Genomic DNA, 15357 nt, shown 5'->3' on the forward strand with positions numbered 1-15357 from the left:
TGAAGATCAAGCTAGGGAGAGAGCGCACCGCATGAACGGCACGAGGATGCTTATGGGGGAAGAAGGTTAAGATTGGGCTAACGATGGTGACGATCGCCAACGTCGCCCCAGCCCTCCGGCCCCAGCGGCGATCGCGCCTGTCGAGATCGACGGCCACTCGGAGTTAACGGCCGCGGAGGTCAGGGGCGCCGCAGGTCGCGGTCGCCCGTCACGCCACCAGCTCGTCGGCGCGTACCGGGAAGCTGGTCGAGCAGAAGGCGCAGTCGACCGCGATCACGCCGTTCTCGTCCGCCATCGCCAGCCGCTCCTCCAGCGGGAAGCGCGCCAGCACCGAGCGGATATAGTCGACGTCGCAGCGGCAGCCTTTGACCAGCGCCTGGCCCTCCAGCACGCGCACCTCGGCCTCCTCGTTGAACAGCCGCCAGACCAGGGTCTCCAGCGGCACGTCGGCGTCGGCGAGTTCGTCGCTGCCCATGGTCCGTCCGAGCGCCTCCACATGCTCCCACTCGGGGTGATCGAGCTTGGTGTGGAGCCGTTCGCGCCCCTCCTCCCCCTCGGGCAGGTGCTGGAGCAGCAGTCCGCCCGCGACGCAGCGCCCGTCCACGCCCTTGCGCAGACCCACGCGCACCAGGGTCGGGATCTGCTCGGACTGGTAGAAATAGCTCTGCGCCGCCGCGCTCAGCGTGTCCCCGTCGAGCGGGACGATCCCCTGATAGCGCTCGCCGGTGGTGGCGAGATCGAAGGTGATCGCGAGATAGCCCTTGCCGAACAGCGCGAAGAGCGTCGGCGCCGCCGGCGCGTCGGCGAGCCGCTCGGCGTCATACTGGACGTACCCGCGCACCTCGCCGGCGCGATAGTCGCACACCAGCAGCGTGACGACGCCCGCCTCGGTCTGCGTCTGCATCGTCAGCTGGCCCTGCGGATCCTTGAGCGTGCTGCCGATCAGCGCGGTGAGTGTCAGCGCCTCGGCCAGCAACCTCTCGATCGCGGGCGGATAAGCGTGCGCGGCGAGGATCGTGTCGAGCGTCGGCCCGAGCCGCACCACGCGCCCGCGCGCGTGCTGCGCCGGGATGGTGAAGCCGAGCGCGCGGTCGAGGTCGGGGGCGTTGGGATCGGTCAAGGCTGCCTCTCGCTGGCGGACGGTGAGACCGCCCCCCTCGTCACTCCGGGCCTGGCGCGAGGTCCAGCGCTCCGCTGGCGCCGCGGCCGGTCGGGGGTGCGGCACGATGGATCCCGGCTCGGGCCCGGCCTGACGGAAGGGGAAAGGCGGTCGGTTGATCCAACTATCTGGGAAGCCGCGCCGTGCCGATCAACCGATCTGGCCGAAGCACCAGCGCAGCACCGATTTCTGCGCGTGGAGCCGGTTCTCCGCCTCCTGCCAGATCAGCGACTGCGGCCCGTCGATCACCTCGGGGGTCACTTCCTCGCCGCGGTGCGCGGGGAGGCAGTGGAGGAAGGCGGCACCCGGCTTGGCCGCCGCCATCAGCGCGGCGTCGACCTGATAGGGCATCATCGCGCGCAGCTTGGTCTCGGCCTGCGCCTGGCCCATCGAGATCCAGGTGTCGGTGACGACGACGTCGGCGTCGGCCACCGCCTCGCGCGGGTCGGCGACGACGCGCGCGCGGCCCGAGGCGCGGACGATCGCCTCCTCCCCGGGCTGGAACCCCTGCGGGCAGGCCGCGACCACGTCGAAGTGGAGCAGCGCCGCCGCCTCGACGATCGAGGCGAGCACGTTGTTGCCGTCGCCGAGCCACGCGACCTTGAGCCCGGGCAGCTGGCGCCCGCTCTCCACGATGGTGAGCAGGTCGGCCATGATCTGGCACGGGTGCGACTCGTCGGTGAGGCCGTTGATCACGGGGACGCTGGCGTGCGCGGCCATCTCGTCCAGCTTGGCGTGGTCGTCGGTGCGGATCATGATCGCGTCGACGTAGCCCGACAGCACCCGGGCGGTGTCCGCCACGGTCTCGCCGCGGCCGAGCTGCATCTGCCCCGCCTCCATCACGATCGACTGGCCGCCGAGCTGGCGGATCGCCATGTCGAAGCTGACGCGGGTGCGGGTCGAGTTCTTCTCGAAGATCATCGCCAGCACGCGGCCGGCGAGCGGCGCGTCGGCGTCGGCGCGCCCCTTGGGCCAGCCCGCGCGCGCCTGTTTGCGCTCGAGCGCGTCGGCCAGCATGGCGGCGATCGCGTCGCCACCGGCGTCGCTGAGGCTCAGGAAATGGCGCACTTGAATCCTCCCCAGAATGGAGTGGCAGGGCGACTTGCCCCCGGCAAGTCGAGATCATGCCGGGGGCATGATCGACCTGCCACTGGGGACCGCTCGCGCAGCGAGTGGTGGAGGGGGCCTCCACTAGCGCTGCGTTCGCGGAGATCCCCCTCCACCACTGCGCTGGCGCGCGGCGGTCCCCCTCCCCGCGAGCGGGGAGGAGCTTACATCACTCGTCGGCCACCGGCACGTAGACCCGTGCGGCCTCGCTCAATCTCTCCACGCACTCGGCGATATGGCTCTCGTCGATCACCAGCGGCGGCAGCACGCGGACGACGTTCTCGCCCGCCGCCACCAGCAGCAGCCCGTGCTGGTCGCGGCAGTGCGCGACGAAGCGGCGGCTGTCGCTCTTCAGCTTCAACCCCAGCATCAGGCCGTGGCCGCGGACATGGTCGAACAGGTGATCGTGGTTGGGGATCAGCTGCTCGAGCGAGGCGCGCAGCCGCTCGCCCATCCGCGCCACCTGGTCGAGGAAGCCCTCCTCCAGGATCACGTCGAGCACCGCCTCGCCCGCCGCCATCGCCAGCGGGTTGCCGCCGTAGGTGGAGCCGTGCGTGCCGAACACCATGCCCTTGGCCGCTTCGGCGGTGGCGAGGCAGGCGCCGAGCGGGAAGCCGCCGCCGATCCCCTTGGCCACCGCCATGATGTCGGGGACGATGCCGTACAGCTCGTGCGCGAAGAACTTGCCGGTGCGGCCGTAGCCCGCCTGCACCTCGTCGAGCACAAGCAGTAGGCCGTGCTCGTCGCAGGCCTGGCGCAGCCCGCGGAGGAACTCCTGCGACGCCGGGCGGATGCCGCCCTCGCCCTGGATCGGCTCGACCAGGAAGCCCGCGGTATGCTCGTCGATCAGCGCGAGCGCGCCCGCGAGATCGTTGAACGTGGCGTATCGGAAGCCGGGGAGCAGCGGCTCGAAGCCGTCGCGCATCTTGGCCTGGTTGGTCGCCGAGATCGCGCCGAGCGTCCGCCCGTGGAAGGCGGTGTCGAAGGTGATCAGGTCGTGCCGCTGCGGGTTGCCGTTGGCATAGTGATAGCGCCGCGCGGTCTTGATCGCGCACTCCACCGCCTCGGCGCCCGAGTTGGTGAAGAACACCGTGTCAGCGAAGGTGTGATCGACCAGCCGCTGCGCGAGATGCTCGCCCTGCGGGCTGCCATAGAGATTGCTGGTGTGCATCAGCGTCGCGGCCTGGTCGGCGATCGCCTTGACCAGCCGCGGATGGCCGTGGCCGAGCGCGTTGACCGCGATGCCGCTGGCGAAGTCGAGATAGCGCTCGCCGTCCTCGCCGTAGAGGTAGACGCCCTCGCCTCGCACCGGGCGCACGCCGCACCGCGGGTAGACGGGCATCAGCGCAGGGGTGGACGACACGGGGCCTTCTCCTCGGAAAGAACAAGGGCGGCCCGCCCGGACCGCCCCGCGCCGTCTTCTACGGTGGCCCGCCGCGGCGGGTCAACACCGCGCGCGACCGCGCTTGCGCCGCGACGGTGATTGCGCTCGTGCCGCGACTATCCCACATAGGGAAGTAACACACCAACCGGGGAATCCATGGCCGATCCATATGCGACGCTGGGCGTGGCGCGCGGCGCCAGCGAGGCGGACATCAAGAAGGCGTATCGCAAACTCGCCAAGGAGCTGCATCCCGACCGCAACCAGGACAATCCCAAGGCGGCGGAGCGTTTCGGCAAGGTGACGTCGGCGTATGACCTGCTCACCGACAAGGACAAGCGCGCGCGCTACGATCGCGGCGAGATCGACGGCGACGGCAACCCGAGCGCGCCGTTCGGCTATGGTGCCGGCGGTGCGCGCCCCGGCGGCGCGGGCGGCTTCCGCTCGCAGCAGTTCGACATGGGCGGCGAGGCGCCCGACATGTCCGATATCTTCGAGGGCCTGTTCGGCGGTCGCGCGGCCGGTGGGGGCGGCGGTTTCGCCAGCGGCTTCGGCCGTCGCAACGCCGGGCCACCGCCCAAGGGCGGCAACGTCGCCTACCGCCTCCAGGTGCCCTTCGCCGACGCCGCCGCGCTCGCGCCGCAGCGCGTGACGCTCGCCGATGGGAGCACGATCGATCTCAAGTTGCCCGCCGGGGTCGACACCGGCACGCAGATGCGCCTCTCGGGCAAGGGCGACCCGGGCCAGGGCGGGCCCGGCGACGCGATCGTGACCATCGAGATCCAGCCGCACCGCTTCTTCACGCGCGAGGGCGACGACGTCCGGCTCGACCTGCCCGTCACGCTCAAGGAGGCGGTCGAGGGCGCAGCGGTGAAGGTGCCGACCGTCGACAAGCCGGTGATGCTCACCGTGCCGCCCGGCTCCAGCTCGGGCAAGACGCTGCGGCTCAAGGGCAAGGGCTTCCACCGCAAGGCCGGCGGCCGCGGCGACCAGCTCGTCCGGCTGGTGATCGACGTGCCCGCCGACGACGCCGCGCTGAAGTCCTTCGTCGCGGGCTGGCCCGGCGGCGGGAACCCGCGCGCGAACATGGGCGTCTGATGTGGGTGACGGACGCTCCCCCCTCGCTCACGCCTGAGGATCGCGCGCGCCACCACGGTGCCGCGCGACGACGCCTCGACCGCCAGCTCGCCCATGTCCGCCCCGGCAGCTACAGCTGGTCGGTGCTGAAGCGCGCCGCGGTCGGCGTCTATACCGACGGGTTCATTCACGCCGGCAACCTCGCCTATCTCGCGCTGATGACGGTGTTCCCGTTCTTCATCGTCGCCGCCGCGGTGGCCTCTCTGTTCGGCCAGACCGACGAGGTGCAGCGCGGCGTCGCCAGCTTCCTCTCGGTGCTGCCGCACGACGTCGGCGCGATCCTGCGCGAGCCGATCAGCAACGTGCTCCACGCGCGCACCGGCTCGCTGCTCTGGTTCGGTGCACTGGTGGGTCTGTGGACCGTCGGCAGCTTCGCCGAGACGATCCGCGATATCTTCCGCCGCGCCTATGGCACGCGCTCGTCGCAGTCGCTGTGGCGCGCGCGGCTGGGGCTCAGCCTCGCGATCGTCGGCTCGATCGTGATCGCGCTGTTCTCCTTCCTGGTACAGGGCATCCTGATCGCGGCCGAGCAGTTCATCTACCGGCTGCTGCCGGTGGCGCAGCACGTCGCCGAGTGGCTCAACCTCGCGCGCCTGGTCCCCGCCGCGGTGATGTTCGGCGCGCTCTACATGCTATTCTACTCGGTCACGCCGGGGCGATACCGCCGCAGCGAGAGCAAGAAATGGCCGGGCGCTCTGTTCACTACCCTATGGTGGGTGAGCATGACCGCGGGCCTGCCCTGGGCCTTGTCGCAGCTGGGTGGCTATGACCTCACCTACGGCAGCCTCGCCGGGGTGGTGGTGATGCTGCTGTTCTTCTATCTGATCGGCCTTGGCCTGGTGTTCGGCGCTCACCTGAACGCGGCACTGGCGGAGCCGCCCGAAGCGGTTGTAGAGGGGGCCGACGATAATGATGAACAATGATGGTGACGGCGTGAACGGACTGATGGGGGGCAAGCGCGGGCTGATCATGGGGCTCGCCAACGACAAGTCGCTGGCCTGGGGCATCGCCAAGCAGCTCAGCGAGGCCGGCGCCGAGCTGGCCTTCTCCTACCAGGGCGCGGCGATGGAGAAGCGCGTTCGGCCGCTCGCCGAGCAGCTGGGCGTGGCGCGGCTGTTCGACTGCGACGTCGCCGACATGGCCGCGCTGGACGACACCTTCGCCGCGCTGGCGCGGGAATGGCCGACGATCGACTTCGTCGTCCACGCCATCGGCTTCTCGGACAAGTCGCAGCTGCGCGGCCGCTACTACGACACCACGCTCGACAATTTCCTGATGACGATGAACGTCTCGGCCTATTCGCTGGTGGCGGTGGCGCAGCGCGCGCGCCGGATGATGCCCAACGGCGGCGCGATCCTGACGCTCACTTATTATGGCGCCGAGAAGGTGATCCCGCATTACAACGTGATGGGCGTGGCCAAGGCCGCGCTGGAGACGAGCGTGAAATATCTCGCGGTCGATCTCGGGCCGGAGAACATCCGCATCAACGCGATCTCGGCGGGGCCGATCCAGACGCTCGCGGCGCGCGGCATCGGCGACTTCAACTATATCCTCAAGTGGAACGAGCTCAACTCGCCGCTGCGCCGCACCGTGACGATCGAGGATGTCGGCGGCGCCGGCCTGTATATGCTGAGCGACCTCGCCAGCGGGGTGACGGGCGAGATCCACCACGTCGACGCCGGGTACAACGTGATCGGCATGAAGGCGGAGGACGCGCCGGACATCGCGCTTGCCTGAGGCGGGCGACACCGCCGAGCTGATCGTCCGCCCCGCGCGCGGCGAGGACGTGGCGGGGATCGACTCGCTGCTGCGCGCCTGTTTCGCGCGCGCCGACGAGGCCGATCTGGTGCGGCAGCTGTGCGTCGACGGTGCCATGGTGCTGATGATGGTGGCGCTCGACGGCACCACCGGCGCCATCGTCGGCGCGGTGGCGTTCAGCCGCATGGCAGTGACGGTCGACGACCGCGCGATCCCCGCGGTGGCGCTGGCGCCGCTCGCGGTGTCGGCTGCCTATCGTCGTCGCGGCGTCGGCGAGGCGCTGGTACAGGCGGGGCTCGACCGGCTCGAGGCCGAGCGCGCGGTGCTGTGCTTCGTGCTGGGCGACCCGGGCTATTACCGACGCTTCGGCTTCCACGAGGATTACGCGAGGAACTTCGTGTCGCCCTACGCGGGTGACGCGCTGCTGGCGCTGCCGCTCCAGGGCGGGCTGATGCCCTGCGGCGTCCGCGGCGACGCGCGTCACGCCGATGCCTTCGCGATGCTCGGCGCTGGGTGAGCGGGGCGCCACGCTCGCGGTGCCCCGGCGAAGGCCGGGGCCGAGGTGGGAAAGCCGTCGTGGATCTCACCAGCGTCCTCCAAGTGGGCCCCGGCCTTCGCCGGGGAACAGCTGCACTAAGCCCCTACCTTCGCCCCTGTCCTAAGCCGCGCGCTTCTGGCACAGCGCGCGCCATGTCCCACGCTGGCCGCCTGCGAACGTTGAGTCCCGACGCGCCGGCGACTCAACATTCGCAATATTCGGACCCTCGCGCATGAGCTACAACACCTTCGGCCGCGTGTTCCGCTTCACCACGTGGGGCGAGAGCCACGGCCCCGCGCTGGGCGCGGTGGTGGACGGCTGCCCGCCGGGGATCGCGCTGGCCGAGACCGACATCCAGCCCTGGCTCGATCGGCGCCGCCCGGGCCAGTCGCGCTTCACCACGCAGCGCCGCGAGCCCGACCAGGTCCGCATCCTCTCGGGCGTGTTCGAGGGGCGCACCACCGGCACGCCGATCAGCCTGATGATCGAGAACGTCGACCAGCGCTCGAAGGATTATGGCGAGGTCGCGCTCGCCTATCGCCCCGGTCACGCCGACTACGCCTATGACGCCAAATACGGCTTCCGCGACTATCGCGGCGGCGGACGATCGTCGGCGCGCGAGACCGCGGCGCGCGTCGCCGCGGGCGCGGTGGCGCGGCTGGTGGTGCCGCAGGTGCGCGTGCGCGCCTGGGTCGAGGCGGTCGGCGGCGACGCGATCGACCCCGCCGCCTTCGACGACGCCGCGATCGACGCCAACCCCTTCTTCTGCCCCGATGCCGTCGCCGCGGCGCGCTGGGAGGAGAAGGTCGACGCCGCGCGCAAGGCCGGCTCCTCGCTCGGCGCGGTGGTGACGTGCGAGGCGACCGGCGTGCCCGCCGGCTGGGGTGCGCCGCTCTACGCCAAGCTCGACAGCGAGCTCGCCGCGGCATGCATGTCGATCAACGCGGTGAAGGGCGTCGAGATCGGTGACGGCTTCGCCGCGGCGGCGCTGTCGGGCGAGCAGAATGCGGACGCGATGCGCCCCGGCGCGGACGGCCCCGCCTTCCTCGCCAACCACGCCGGCGGGATCGCGGGCGGGATCGCGACCGGCCAGCCGATCCGCGTCCGCGTCGCCTTCAAGCCGACCAGCTCGATCCTCACCCCCGTCCCCACCGTCACGCGCGAGGGCGAGGCGACCGAGATCGCCACTAGAGGGCGGCACGATCCCTGCGTCGGCATCCGCGGCGTGCCCGTCGTGGAGGCCATGGTCGCGCTGGTGCTCGCCGACCAGGCCTTGCTTCACCGCGCGCAATGTGGCTAAGTTGGTTAATTTAGCAGAGGAATGAGCGGAACACCGGCTCTGTGCGGCTCGTTGGGGGCTAACATCACAGGAGAGGTTTCCATGCGTATTCTCATTATCGCGGCTGCTGCCGCGCTCGCCCTTCCCGCCGTCGCCTCGGCCCAGACCACCGGTGGAACCGGCGGTAGCATGGGCGGTGGCATGGGTCAGTCGGGCTCCGGCATGGACCAGGGCTCGATGGGCACGATGCAGCAGCCCGGCACCACCGGCACGACCACCCAGGGCACGCAGTCGGACACCATGTCGACGACCTCGCCGCGGTCGACGCGTGAGGCGCGTCGCTCGTCGCGCAACCACTCGAAGATGAGCCAGCCGAGCACCAGCACGACGCCGGATCCGTCGACCCAGACGATGAACCCGGATCCGACGGTCGCGCCGATGTCGCAGAACAACCCGCGCACGACCGGTGCCGACCCGATGGCGACGACGCCGCAGTCGCCGCAATAACCTCGCCGATCTCGACCCCCGCGCCGATGCGCGGGGGTCGCGTCGCGATCAGTCGGCGAACGGGTCGCGCACCAGGATCGTGTCGGCGCGTTCGGGACTGGTCGACACCAGCGCGACGGGGCAGCGGATCAGCTCCTCGATACGCCTGATATATTTGATCGCCTGCGCCGGCAGTTCTGCCCAGCTGCGCGCCCCCGCGGTCGACTCATGCCAGCCCTCGACCGTCTCGTAGACCGGCTCGACCAGCGCCTGCTCAGCGGCATGCGCCGGGAAGTAATCGATGACGTCACCGCGCAGCCGATAGCCGGTGCAGATCCGTACCTCGTCCATGCCGTCGAGCACGTCGATCTTGGTCAGCGCGATGCCGGTGATGCCACCCACCGCGGCCGACTGTCGCACCAGCACCGCGTCGAACCAGCCGCAGCGCCGCTTGCGCCCGGTCACCGTGCCGAACTCGTGCCCGCGCGTGCCGAGCCGCTCGCCGACCGCGTCCTCCAGCTCCGTCGGGAACGGCCCCGAGCCGACGCGCGTGGTATAGGCCTTGGCGATCCCCAGCACGAAGCCGACCGCCGCCGGCCCCAACCCCGAGCCGCCCGCCGCGGTCCCCGCGATCGTGTTCGACGAGGTGACGAACGGGTAAGTGCCATGGTCGATGTCGAGCAGCACGCCCTGCGCGCCCTCGAACAGGATCCTCTTGCCCGCCTCCTTGGCGAGGTTGAGGTCGCGCCACACCGGCTTGGCGAAGGGGAGGACGAAGCCGGCGATCGCGCGCAGCTCGGCCACCAGCGCGTCGCGGTCGATCGGTGCCTCGCCGAAACCGGCGCGCAACGCGTCGTGGTGCGCGGTGAGCCGATCCAGCTGCGGGCCGAGATCGTCGAGATGCGCCAGGTCGCAGACGCGCAGCGCGCGGCGGCCGACCTTGTCCTCATAGGCCGGACCGATGCCGCGCCGCGTCGTGCCGATCTTGCCCGCGCCGCTGGCGTCCTCGCGCAACGCGTCCAGGTCGCGGTGGAACGGCAGGATCAGCGCGCAATTGTCCGCGATCCGCAGCGTCTCGGGCGTGGCGACGACGCCCTGCGCCGCCAGCCGCTCGATCTCGGCCCTGAGCGCCCAGGGATCGAGCACTACGCCGTTGCCGATCACCGAGGGCGTGCCGCGCACGATGCCCGAGGGCAGCAGCGAGAGCTTGTAGACCGATTCGCCCACCACCAGCGTGTGGCCCGCGTTGTGCCCGCCCTGGAAGCGCACGACCACGTCGGCGCGCTCGGCGAGCCAGTCGACGATCTTGCCCTTGCCCTCGTCGCCCCATTGCGCGCCGATGACTGCTACGTTGGCCATGGATACAGGTCTCCGCCTGCCGGGCGAACCCGCGCGCCCTTCGACAGGACTCGGCACGCGAGTGGTTCAGCGATGTCGGAGGCGCGGGTAGCGGCGGGGTGGCGGCAGGTCAACCGATGCCAGCCCGGCACGCGGTCGCGTCACTCCGGGCCAGTCTCGGCCTTGACCGAGTCCGGTGCGCCGGGTCACGCTCCGACCCGGGGGGATCGATCGACGATGCGACTGTCATTGCTCTGTGCGCTCGCGGGCGCGCTCCTGGCCGCGCCCGCCGCGGCGCGCGACCTCAAGGTCGGCCAGCCCGCGCCGCCGATCGAGCTGACCCTGGTCGACGGCAGCAAGACCACGCTCGCCGATCACAAGGGCGAGGTGGTGCTGCTCAACTTCTGGGCGACCTGGTGCGTACCGTGCCGCGCCGAGCTGCCGCTGCTCGACGGCTATTATCGCCGCGCGAGACAGCACGGGCTGAGCGTCTTCGCGGTGGCGACCGACGGTTCGGCGCCGCTCCACCGGCTCAAGCCGGTCTTCGCCGCCATGGCGATCCCCGCGGTGCGGCGGATCAAGGGCATGAGCGCGGAGATGCCCGCGGTTCCGACCAATTACATCATCGATCGCGCCGGCGTGGTGCGCTACGCCAAGGCCGCCGCGCTCGACCTCGACGATCTCAACCGCGAGCTGATCCCGCTGCTCAACGAACCCGCCCCGAAGGGCTGAGCGGAAACGCGGGGAACGGCGCCAGGTCGCACGAGTTGAGCGGGGATGAAGACGTCCGCCCTCACCGCCGCCCTCCTCCTGCTCGCCGCCTGCGGCGACCGGACCGGGCAGACGGGAGGCGACGGCGCGTCCGGGGCTGCGGCCAACGCAACCGCCGCCCCGGACGCCGCCAGCGTCACTCCTGACCCGAGCGCGTCACCCCCGAGCGCCACGCCCGCCCCGTCGCGGGCGCGCTATCTCGGCCGCTGGCGCGGCGTGGAGGGGCTCAACCTCGTCGTCACGCCGCGCGCCGGCGACGGCGACGCGGTCACATTGGCGATGCAGTGGAGCCTCGACGACAAAGGGACCTATGACGGCGAGGTCACCGCCGAGGGCATCGCCTTCGAGCGCGAGGGCGCGCGCGAGCTGCTGCGACCGAGCGACGGCGCCGCGACCGGGCTGAAATATCTCGACGGCAAGAAGGACTGTCTGACGGTGAAGGCCGGCGAGGGTTACTGCCGCGACTGAATCGCGCGATCGAGCGCGATGAGCCGCTCCGCCTGCGCGAGGTGAAGCCGCTCCACCATCTCGCCCTCGACACGGATCGCGCCCAGCGCGGCATGAGCGGGTAGAGCGAAGGCGGCGACGACGCGCTCGGCGCGCGCGACCGCCTCGACCGAGGGAGCGAAGGCGCGATTGGCGGCAGCGATCTGCGCGGGGTGGATCAGCGTCTTGCCGTCGAAGCCCCAGCGCGCGCCCTGGTCGCAGGCGCGCTCGATCGCGGCGGGATCGTCGATCGCGTTGGTGACGCCGTCGAGCGCGGCGATGCCCGCGAGGCGCGCGGCGAGCACCACCTCGGTGAGGATCGACCACAGCGGCGCGCGATCGTCGCCGGGCGCGCAGCGCAGCTCGCGTGCGAGGTCGTTGGGCCCGACCACCAGTGCGGCGAGACCGGTGTCGCGCGCCGCCGCGGCGATCGCGCGCGACGACGCGACGCCGGCGCAGGTCTCGATCATGGCCCATAGCGCCGGACCCTCGCCGAGCGCGGCGCGCGCCGCGTGGAGCGTGGCAGGGTCGTCGACCTTGGGCAGCAGCACCGCGTCGAGCGCCGCGCCGCGCAGCGCGGCGAGGTCGTCGGGGCCCCATTCGGTGTCGGCGGCGTTGACCCGCACGACGCGCTCACGCCTGCCCCAGCCGCCGGTCTCCAACGCCGCGACCGCCGCCGCGCGCGCCTCGTGCTTCGTCGCCGGTGCCACCGAGTCCTCGAGATCGAGGATCACCGCGTCGCAGTCGAGCGTCACCGCCTTGGCGAGCGCGCGCGGGTTCGACGCGGGCATGAACAAGGCGCTGCGGCGCGGCCGCGTCGCCGCCGCGCTCACTTCTCCGCGAACCCCGTCGGCGCGGGCGACACCGCCACCGCGGCGCCGACGCGCAATTCCTTCACCTCGAGCGCGCGCTCGGCGACGCCGTCGCGGCCGAAGCGGAACGCGCCGTCGATCCCGGCGAAGCCGTCGGCGTCGCGCAGCCGCGGCTCGGGGAAAGCGGTGCCCGGCCGCCAGTCGCGCGCGATCCGCACCACCAGCAGCACCGAGTCGTAGCCGAGGCTCGACAGCCGATACGGCGCGGCGTTGAAGCGGGTGCGATAGTTGCGCGCATATTGGCGGTAGAGGTCGTCGGGCACGCTAGCGAACCACGATCCGTTCAGCGCCGGCGCGCTGGCTCCCTTGTCCGCGTTCCACAATTCGGTGCCGAGGATCTGCGTCGTCGGGCTGTCGCGGCGAAGAAGCGGCACCGCCGCGGTGGCGGAGCCCGCGCTGTCGGCGATCAGGATCGCGTCGAACGGCGCGTCCTTGGCCATGCGCTGCACCGCCGCGCCCAGCGCGCCGGGACCGCGGTCATAGGTCTGCAGCGAGACCACGCGCCCGCCCGCCTGCTCCACCGCGCGCAGGAAGGCGGTGGAGGCGCGGCTGCCGTACAGCGCGTTGGGCACCAGCCCGCCGAAATTGTTCATGCCGCGCGCGCGCGCGAAGCCGACCACGCGCTCGATCGACTGTGCCGGGGCGTAGCCCAGCACATAGGTGCCGTTGCCCGCCACACCGGTGTCGTTCGAGAAGGACAGGACCGGCACCTTGGCGGCGCGCGCGATCGGCGCCACCGCGCGCACGTCCTCGGCGAGCAGCGGCCCCAGGATCAGCTGCGCGCCGTCGGCGATCGCGCGCGAGGCGGCCTGGGCCGCGCCCGTCGCGGTATCGTAGCTGGTGATTCGCACCTGCGCGTTGCGCGTGTCGAGCAGCGCGAGCTGGGTCGCGTTGGCGAGGCTGCGCCCCACGCCCGCGTTGCTGCCCGACAGCGGCACCAGCAGCGCGACCCGGTGCCGCTCGACGTCGTGCGGCAGGCCGGTGACCACCTCGGGGGCGGTGTCGCGCGGCGGCTGGGCGCTGGTCTGCGGCCGCGGCGCCTCGACGGGGGCGCGCGGCACCACCGTCGAGCAGGCCGCGAGCAGCAGCGCGCCGGTGACCGCGACCAACCGGCTCCATGCGCTCGACCATTGCGGCCGCCCGATCGCCTCTGCCATGACATCTCCCGTGAACTCTCTACCGCCTGGGCTCTACATCGTCGCCACCCCGATCGGCAATCTCGGCGATCTCTCGCCGCGCGCGGCGGAGGTGCTCGCCGCCGCCGACGTCATCGCGGTGGAGGATTCGCGCGTCACCGCCGGGCTGCTGCGCCACATCGGCGCCAAGCGGCCGATGACCCCCTATCACGACCACAATGCCGCCGAGGTCCGCCCGCGACTGATCGAGCGGATGGCGGGCGAGGTGGTCGCGCTCGTCTCCGACGCGGGCACGCCGCTGATCTCCGATCCCGGTTACAAGCTGGTGCGCGAGGCGCGCGCGGCGGGGCGCCACGTCGTGACGGTGCCGGGCGCCTGCGCCGCGGTGGCCGCGCTGACTCTGGCCGGCCTGCCGACCGACCGCTTCCTGTTCCTCGGTTTCCTCCCGCCCAAGGAGCAGGCCCGCGCCGAGGCGATCCGCGAGGTCGCGGCGGTGCGCGCGACCCTGGTGCTGTACGAGTCGGGGCCGCGGCTGGGCGCCTGCCTCGCCGCGCTGGCGCAGCTGCTGGGCGAGCGCGAGGCGGCGGTGTGCCGGGAGATCACCAAGAAGTTCGAGGAGGCGGTGACCGGCACGCTCGGCGAGCTGGCGGCGCGCTACGCCGAGGCGCCACCCAGGGGCGAGATCGTCGTCGTGGTCGCCCCCCCTGCCCCGCCCGCCGCGGCGAGCGCGGCCGACGCCGACGCGGCGCTGACGGAGGCGCTCACCCGCCTGCCCGCCTCCAAGGCGGCGGGCGAGGTGGCGAAGGCGCTCGGGCTCGATCGCCGCGCGCTCTACGCGCGGGCGCTCGCACTCAAGGGGTAGCCGCGGCGCCCGCCTCGTTCTCCCGCGCGATCGCGCCCGCCATCCGGCCGCGCTGGGTGTAGGCGAAGGCGTTGGCCCCGCCGGTGTACAGGCCGCGCAGATAGCCCCGGTCGAAGGCGGTGAGCTGCGCGGGCGGCGCGGCCTTCGTGCCGAACAGCGCCAGGATCGTGTCGAGCCCGCCGCCGGCGAGCTCACGCGCGCCGGCGAACAGCCGCAGCGCGGCATAGTCGGCGAGCTGACGCGACGTCTTTCCCACGACGGCCCGACGCTCGACGATCAGCACGGCGGTGATCACGTCCTGTCGCACCGGCTGGTTGACCCTCGACGCGACCGCGACCCTGAAGGTCGGGGGTCCGTCGCCCGGCAGATTCGTCTCGCCCTCGCGCGTGCGCACCTCGGTGAGCCGCCACGCGAACGCCGGCCCCTGGCCCTTGAGCAGCGCGCGACGCGCGTTGAAGCCGACCCCCAGCAGCGCGCGATGGTTGGACCGCGCCATCTTCACCACCTCGGCGTGCGCGTCGTCGACGAACAGCACCATCGTGTTGGGGCGGCATCGATCGCCGGCGAGTGTGATGCCGGCGAGATCGGCGTCCTCGAGCATGCGCTGGGCGATCTCGCCCGACACCTTGCTCGAGAGCCCGCCGACCGCGACGCACACCGGCGCCTGGAAACGGGCCAGCGGCATGTTCTGCGATACCGGCCCCGTCGCCGCGCGCACCTGGCTGCCGATCACCTCGCGGGTCGGCGCGGCGACGACGATGTCGCCGTTGTCGCCGAGCCGCTGCTCCGCGGCGGGGACAGGGGCGGAGACGGGATCGGCGCCGGCCGCAGGCCCATCGGTCGGCTCCGGTCGGGGCGACGCGGTGACGGGCGCCGCGCCGGGGATCTGCGTCGCCGCGGCCGGTGCCGACGCGACGACCCACGCTGCCAGAAAGGGGCCGATCATCGCCTTCTCCCGTCGTGCACGCACCAGACTAGATGCCTCCAGCGATCGTGTGGGCTACTTTTCCATCCGAACCGGACGGAAAGCGCGACGTCGTGGCAGTC

At 71.8% G+C, this 15357-nt stretch carries 16 protein-coding genes; 9 read left to right on the plus strand and 7 right to left on the minus strand.

Annotated elements, in window-relative coordinates:
* Window positions 1-208: 208 nt before the first annotated feature.
* From hslO to KZ813_RS18505, 3 genes are all read right to left on the minus strand, one after another.
* Entirely contained in the window at window positions 209-1120 is a 912-nt protein-coding gene (gene hslO / locus KZ813_RS18495) for an Hsp33 family molecular chaperone HslO (RefSeq protein ID WP_219756466.1), read from the minus strand.
* Between the two features lie 189 nt (window positions 1121-1309).
* The gene (argF, locus tag KZ813_RS18500) at window positions 1310-2227 is read right to left on the minus strand and encodes an ornithine carbamoyltransferase (RefSeq protein WP_219756467.1); all 918 of its coding nucleotides are present in this window, start codon (window positions 2225-2227) and stop codon (window positions 1310-1312) included.
* Between the two features lie 208 nt (window positions 2228-2435).
* A complete protein-coding gene (locus KZ813_RS18505) occupies window positions 2436-3629 on the minus strand; it encodes an aspartate aminotransferase family protein (protein WP_219756468.1) in 1194 nt (397 codons plus the stop codon).
* Between the two features lie 177 nt (window positions 3630-3806).
* Here KZ813_RS18505 and KZ813_RS18510 point away from each other — a divergent pair, with 177 nt between their 5' ends.
* The 6 genes from KZ813_RS18510 (at window position 3807) to KZ813_RS18535 (ending at window position 8866) form a co-directional block, all read left to right on the plus strand.
* Window positions 3807-4745, plus strand: coding sequence for a DnaJ C-terminal domain-containing protein (locus KZ813_RS18510; protein WP_219756469.1), 939 nt, complete (start codon window positions 3807-3809; stop codon window positions 4743-4745).
* Window positions 4745-5707: a YihY/virulence factor BrkB family protein gene (locus KZ813_RS18515; RefSeq protein ID WP_219756470.1), complete on the plus strand. Its 963-nt coding sequence runs from the start codon at window positions 4745-4747 to the stop codon at window positions 5705-5707. The genes KZ813_RS18510 and KZ813_RS18515 overlap by 1 nt, the downstream gene beginning before the upstream one ends.
* A gap of 22 nt (window positions 5708-5729) precedes the next feature.
* Complete coding sequence (fabI, locus tag KZ813_RS18520; protein ID WP_219756577.1) at window positions 5730-6521, plus strand: enoyl-ACP reductase FabI; 792 nt, start codon at window positions 5730-5732, stop codon at window positions 6519-6521.
* Window positions 6514-7059: a GNAT family N-acetyltransferase gene (locus KZ813_RS18525; protein ID WP_219756471.1), complete on the plus strand. Its 546-nt coding sequence runs from the start codon at window positions 6514-6516 to the stop codon at window positions 7057-7059. The genes fabI and KZ813_RS18525 overlap by 8 nt, the downstream gene beginning before the upstream one ends.
* Before the next feature lie 253 nt (window positions 7060-7312).
* The gene (gene aroC, locus KZ813_RS18530) at window positions 7313-8380 is read left to right on the plus strand and encodes a chorismate synthase (RefSeq protein WP_219756472.1); all 1068 of its coding nucleotides are present in this window, start codon (window positions 7313-7315) and stop codon (window positions 8378-8380) included.
* Window positions 8381-8461: 81 nt separating this feature from the next.
* On the plus strand, window positions 8462-8866 hold the full coding sequence (locus KZ813_RS18535) for a hypothetical protein (protein WP_219756473.1): 405 nt from the start codon (window positions 8462-8464) through the stop codon (window positions 8864-8866).
* Between the two features lie 48 nt (window positions 8867-8914).
* Here the strand turns inward: KZ813_RS18535 and KZ813_RS18540 are convergent, their stop codons facing one another.
* A complete protein-coding gene (locus tag KZ813_RS18540; protein WP_219756474.1) occupies window positions 8915-10204 on the minus strand; it encodes an adenylosuccinate synthase in 1290 nt (429 codons plus the stop codon).
* Window positions 10205-10420: 216 nt separating this feature from the next.
* Here KZ813_RS18540 and KZ813_RS18545 point away from each other — a divergent pair, with 216 nt between their 5' ends.
* Window positions 10421-10915, plus strand: coding sequence for a TlpA family protein disulfide reductase (locus tag KZ813_RS18545; protein WP_219756475.1), 495 nt, complete (start codon window positions 10421-10423; stop codon window positions 10913-10915).
* A gap of 45 nt (window positions 10916-10960) precedes the next feature.
* The gene (locus tag KZ813_RS18550) at window positions 10961-11422 is read left to right on the plus strand and encodes a hypothetical protein (RefSeq protein ID WP_219756476.1); all 462 of its coding nucleotides are present in this window, start codon (window positions 10961-10963) and stop codon (window positions 11420-11422) included.
* On the opposite strand, the gene KZ813_RS18555 is transcribed toward KZ813_RS18550, so the two are convergent.
* Together KZ813_RS18555 and KZ813_RS18560 are read right to left on the minus strand one after the other, a co-directional pair.
* Entirely contained in the window at window positions 11407-12273 is an 867-nt protein-coding gene (locus KZ813_RS18555; RefSeq protein WP_308461933.1) for an HpcH/HpaI aldolase/citrate lyase family protein, read from the minus strand. The genes KZ813_RS18550 and KZ813_RS18555 overlap by 16 nt on opposite strands.
* Window positions 12270-13469, minus strand: coding sequence for a penicillin-binding protein activator (locus KZ813_RS18560; RefSeq protein WP_219756477.1), 1200 nt, complete (start codon window positions 13467-13469; stop codon window positions 12270-12272). The genes KZ813_RS18555 and KZ813_RS18560 overlap by 4 nt, the downstream gene beginning before the upstream one ends.
* Between KZ813_RS18560 and rsmI the strand changes: the two genes are divergently transcribed.
* Window positions 13468-14310, plus strand: a complete 843-nt coding sequence (rsmI, locus tag KZ813_RS18565) for a 16S rRNA (cytidine(1402)-2'-O)-methyltransferase (protein WP_219756478.1) — start codon at window positions 13468-13470, stop codon at window positions 14308-14310. The genes KZ813_RS18560 and rsmI overlap by 2 nt on opposite strands.
* Here the strand turns inward: rsmI and KZ813_RS18570 are convergent.
* Window positions 14300-15256, minus strand: coding sequence for a hypothetical protein (locus KZ813_RS18570; RefSeq protein ID WP_219756479.1), 957 nt, complete (start codon window positions 15254-15256; stop codon window positions 14300-14302). The genes rsmI and KZ813_RS18570 overlap by 11 nt on opposite strands.
* Between the last annotated feature and the right edge of the window lie 101 nt (window positions 15257-15357).

The organism is Sphingomonas folli (genome assembly GCF_019429525.1).
Lineage (GTDB): Bacteria > Pseudomonadota > Alphaproteobacteria > Sphingomonadales > Sphingomonadaceae > Sphingomonas > Sphingomonas folii.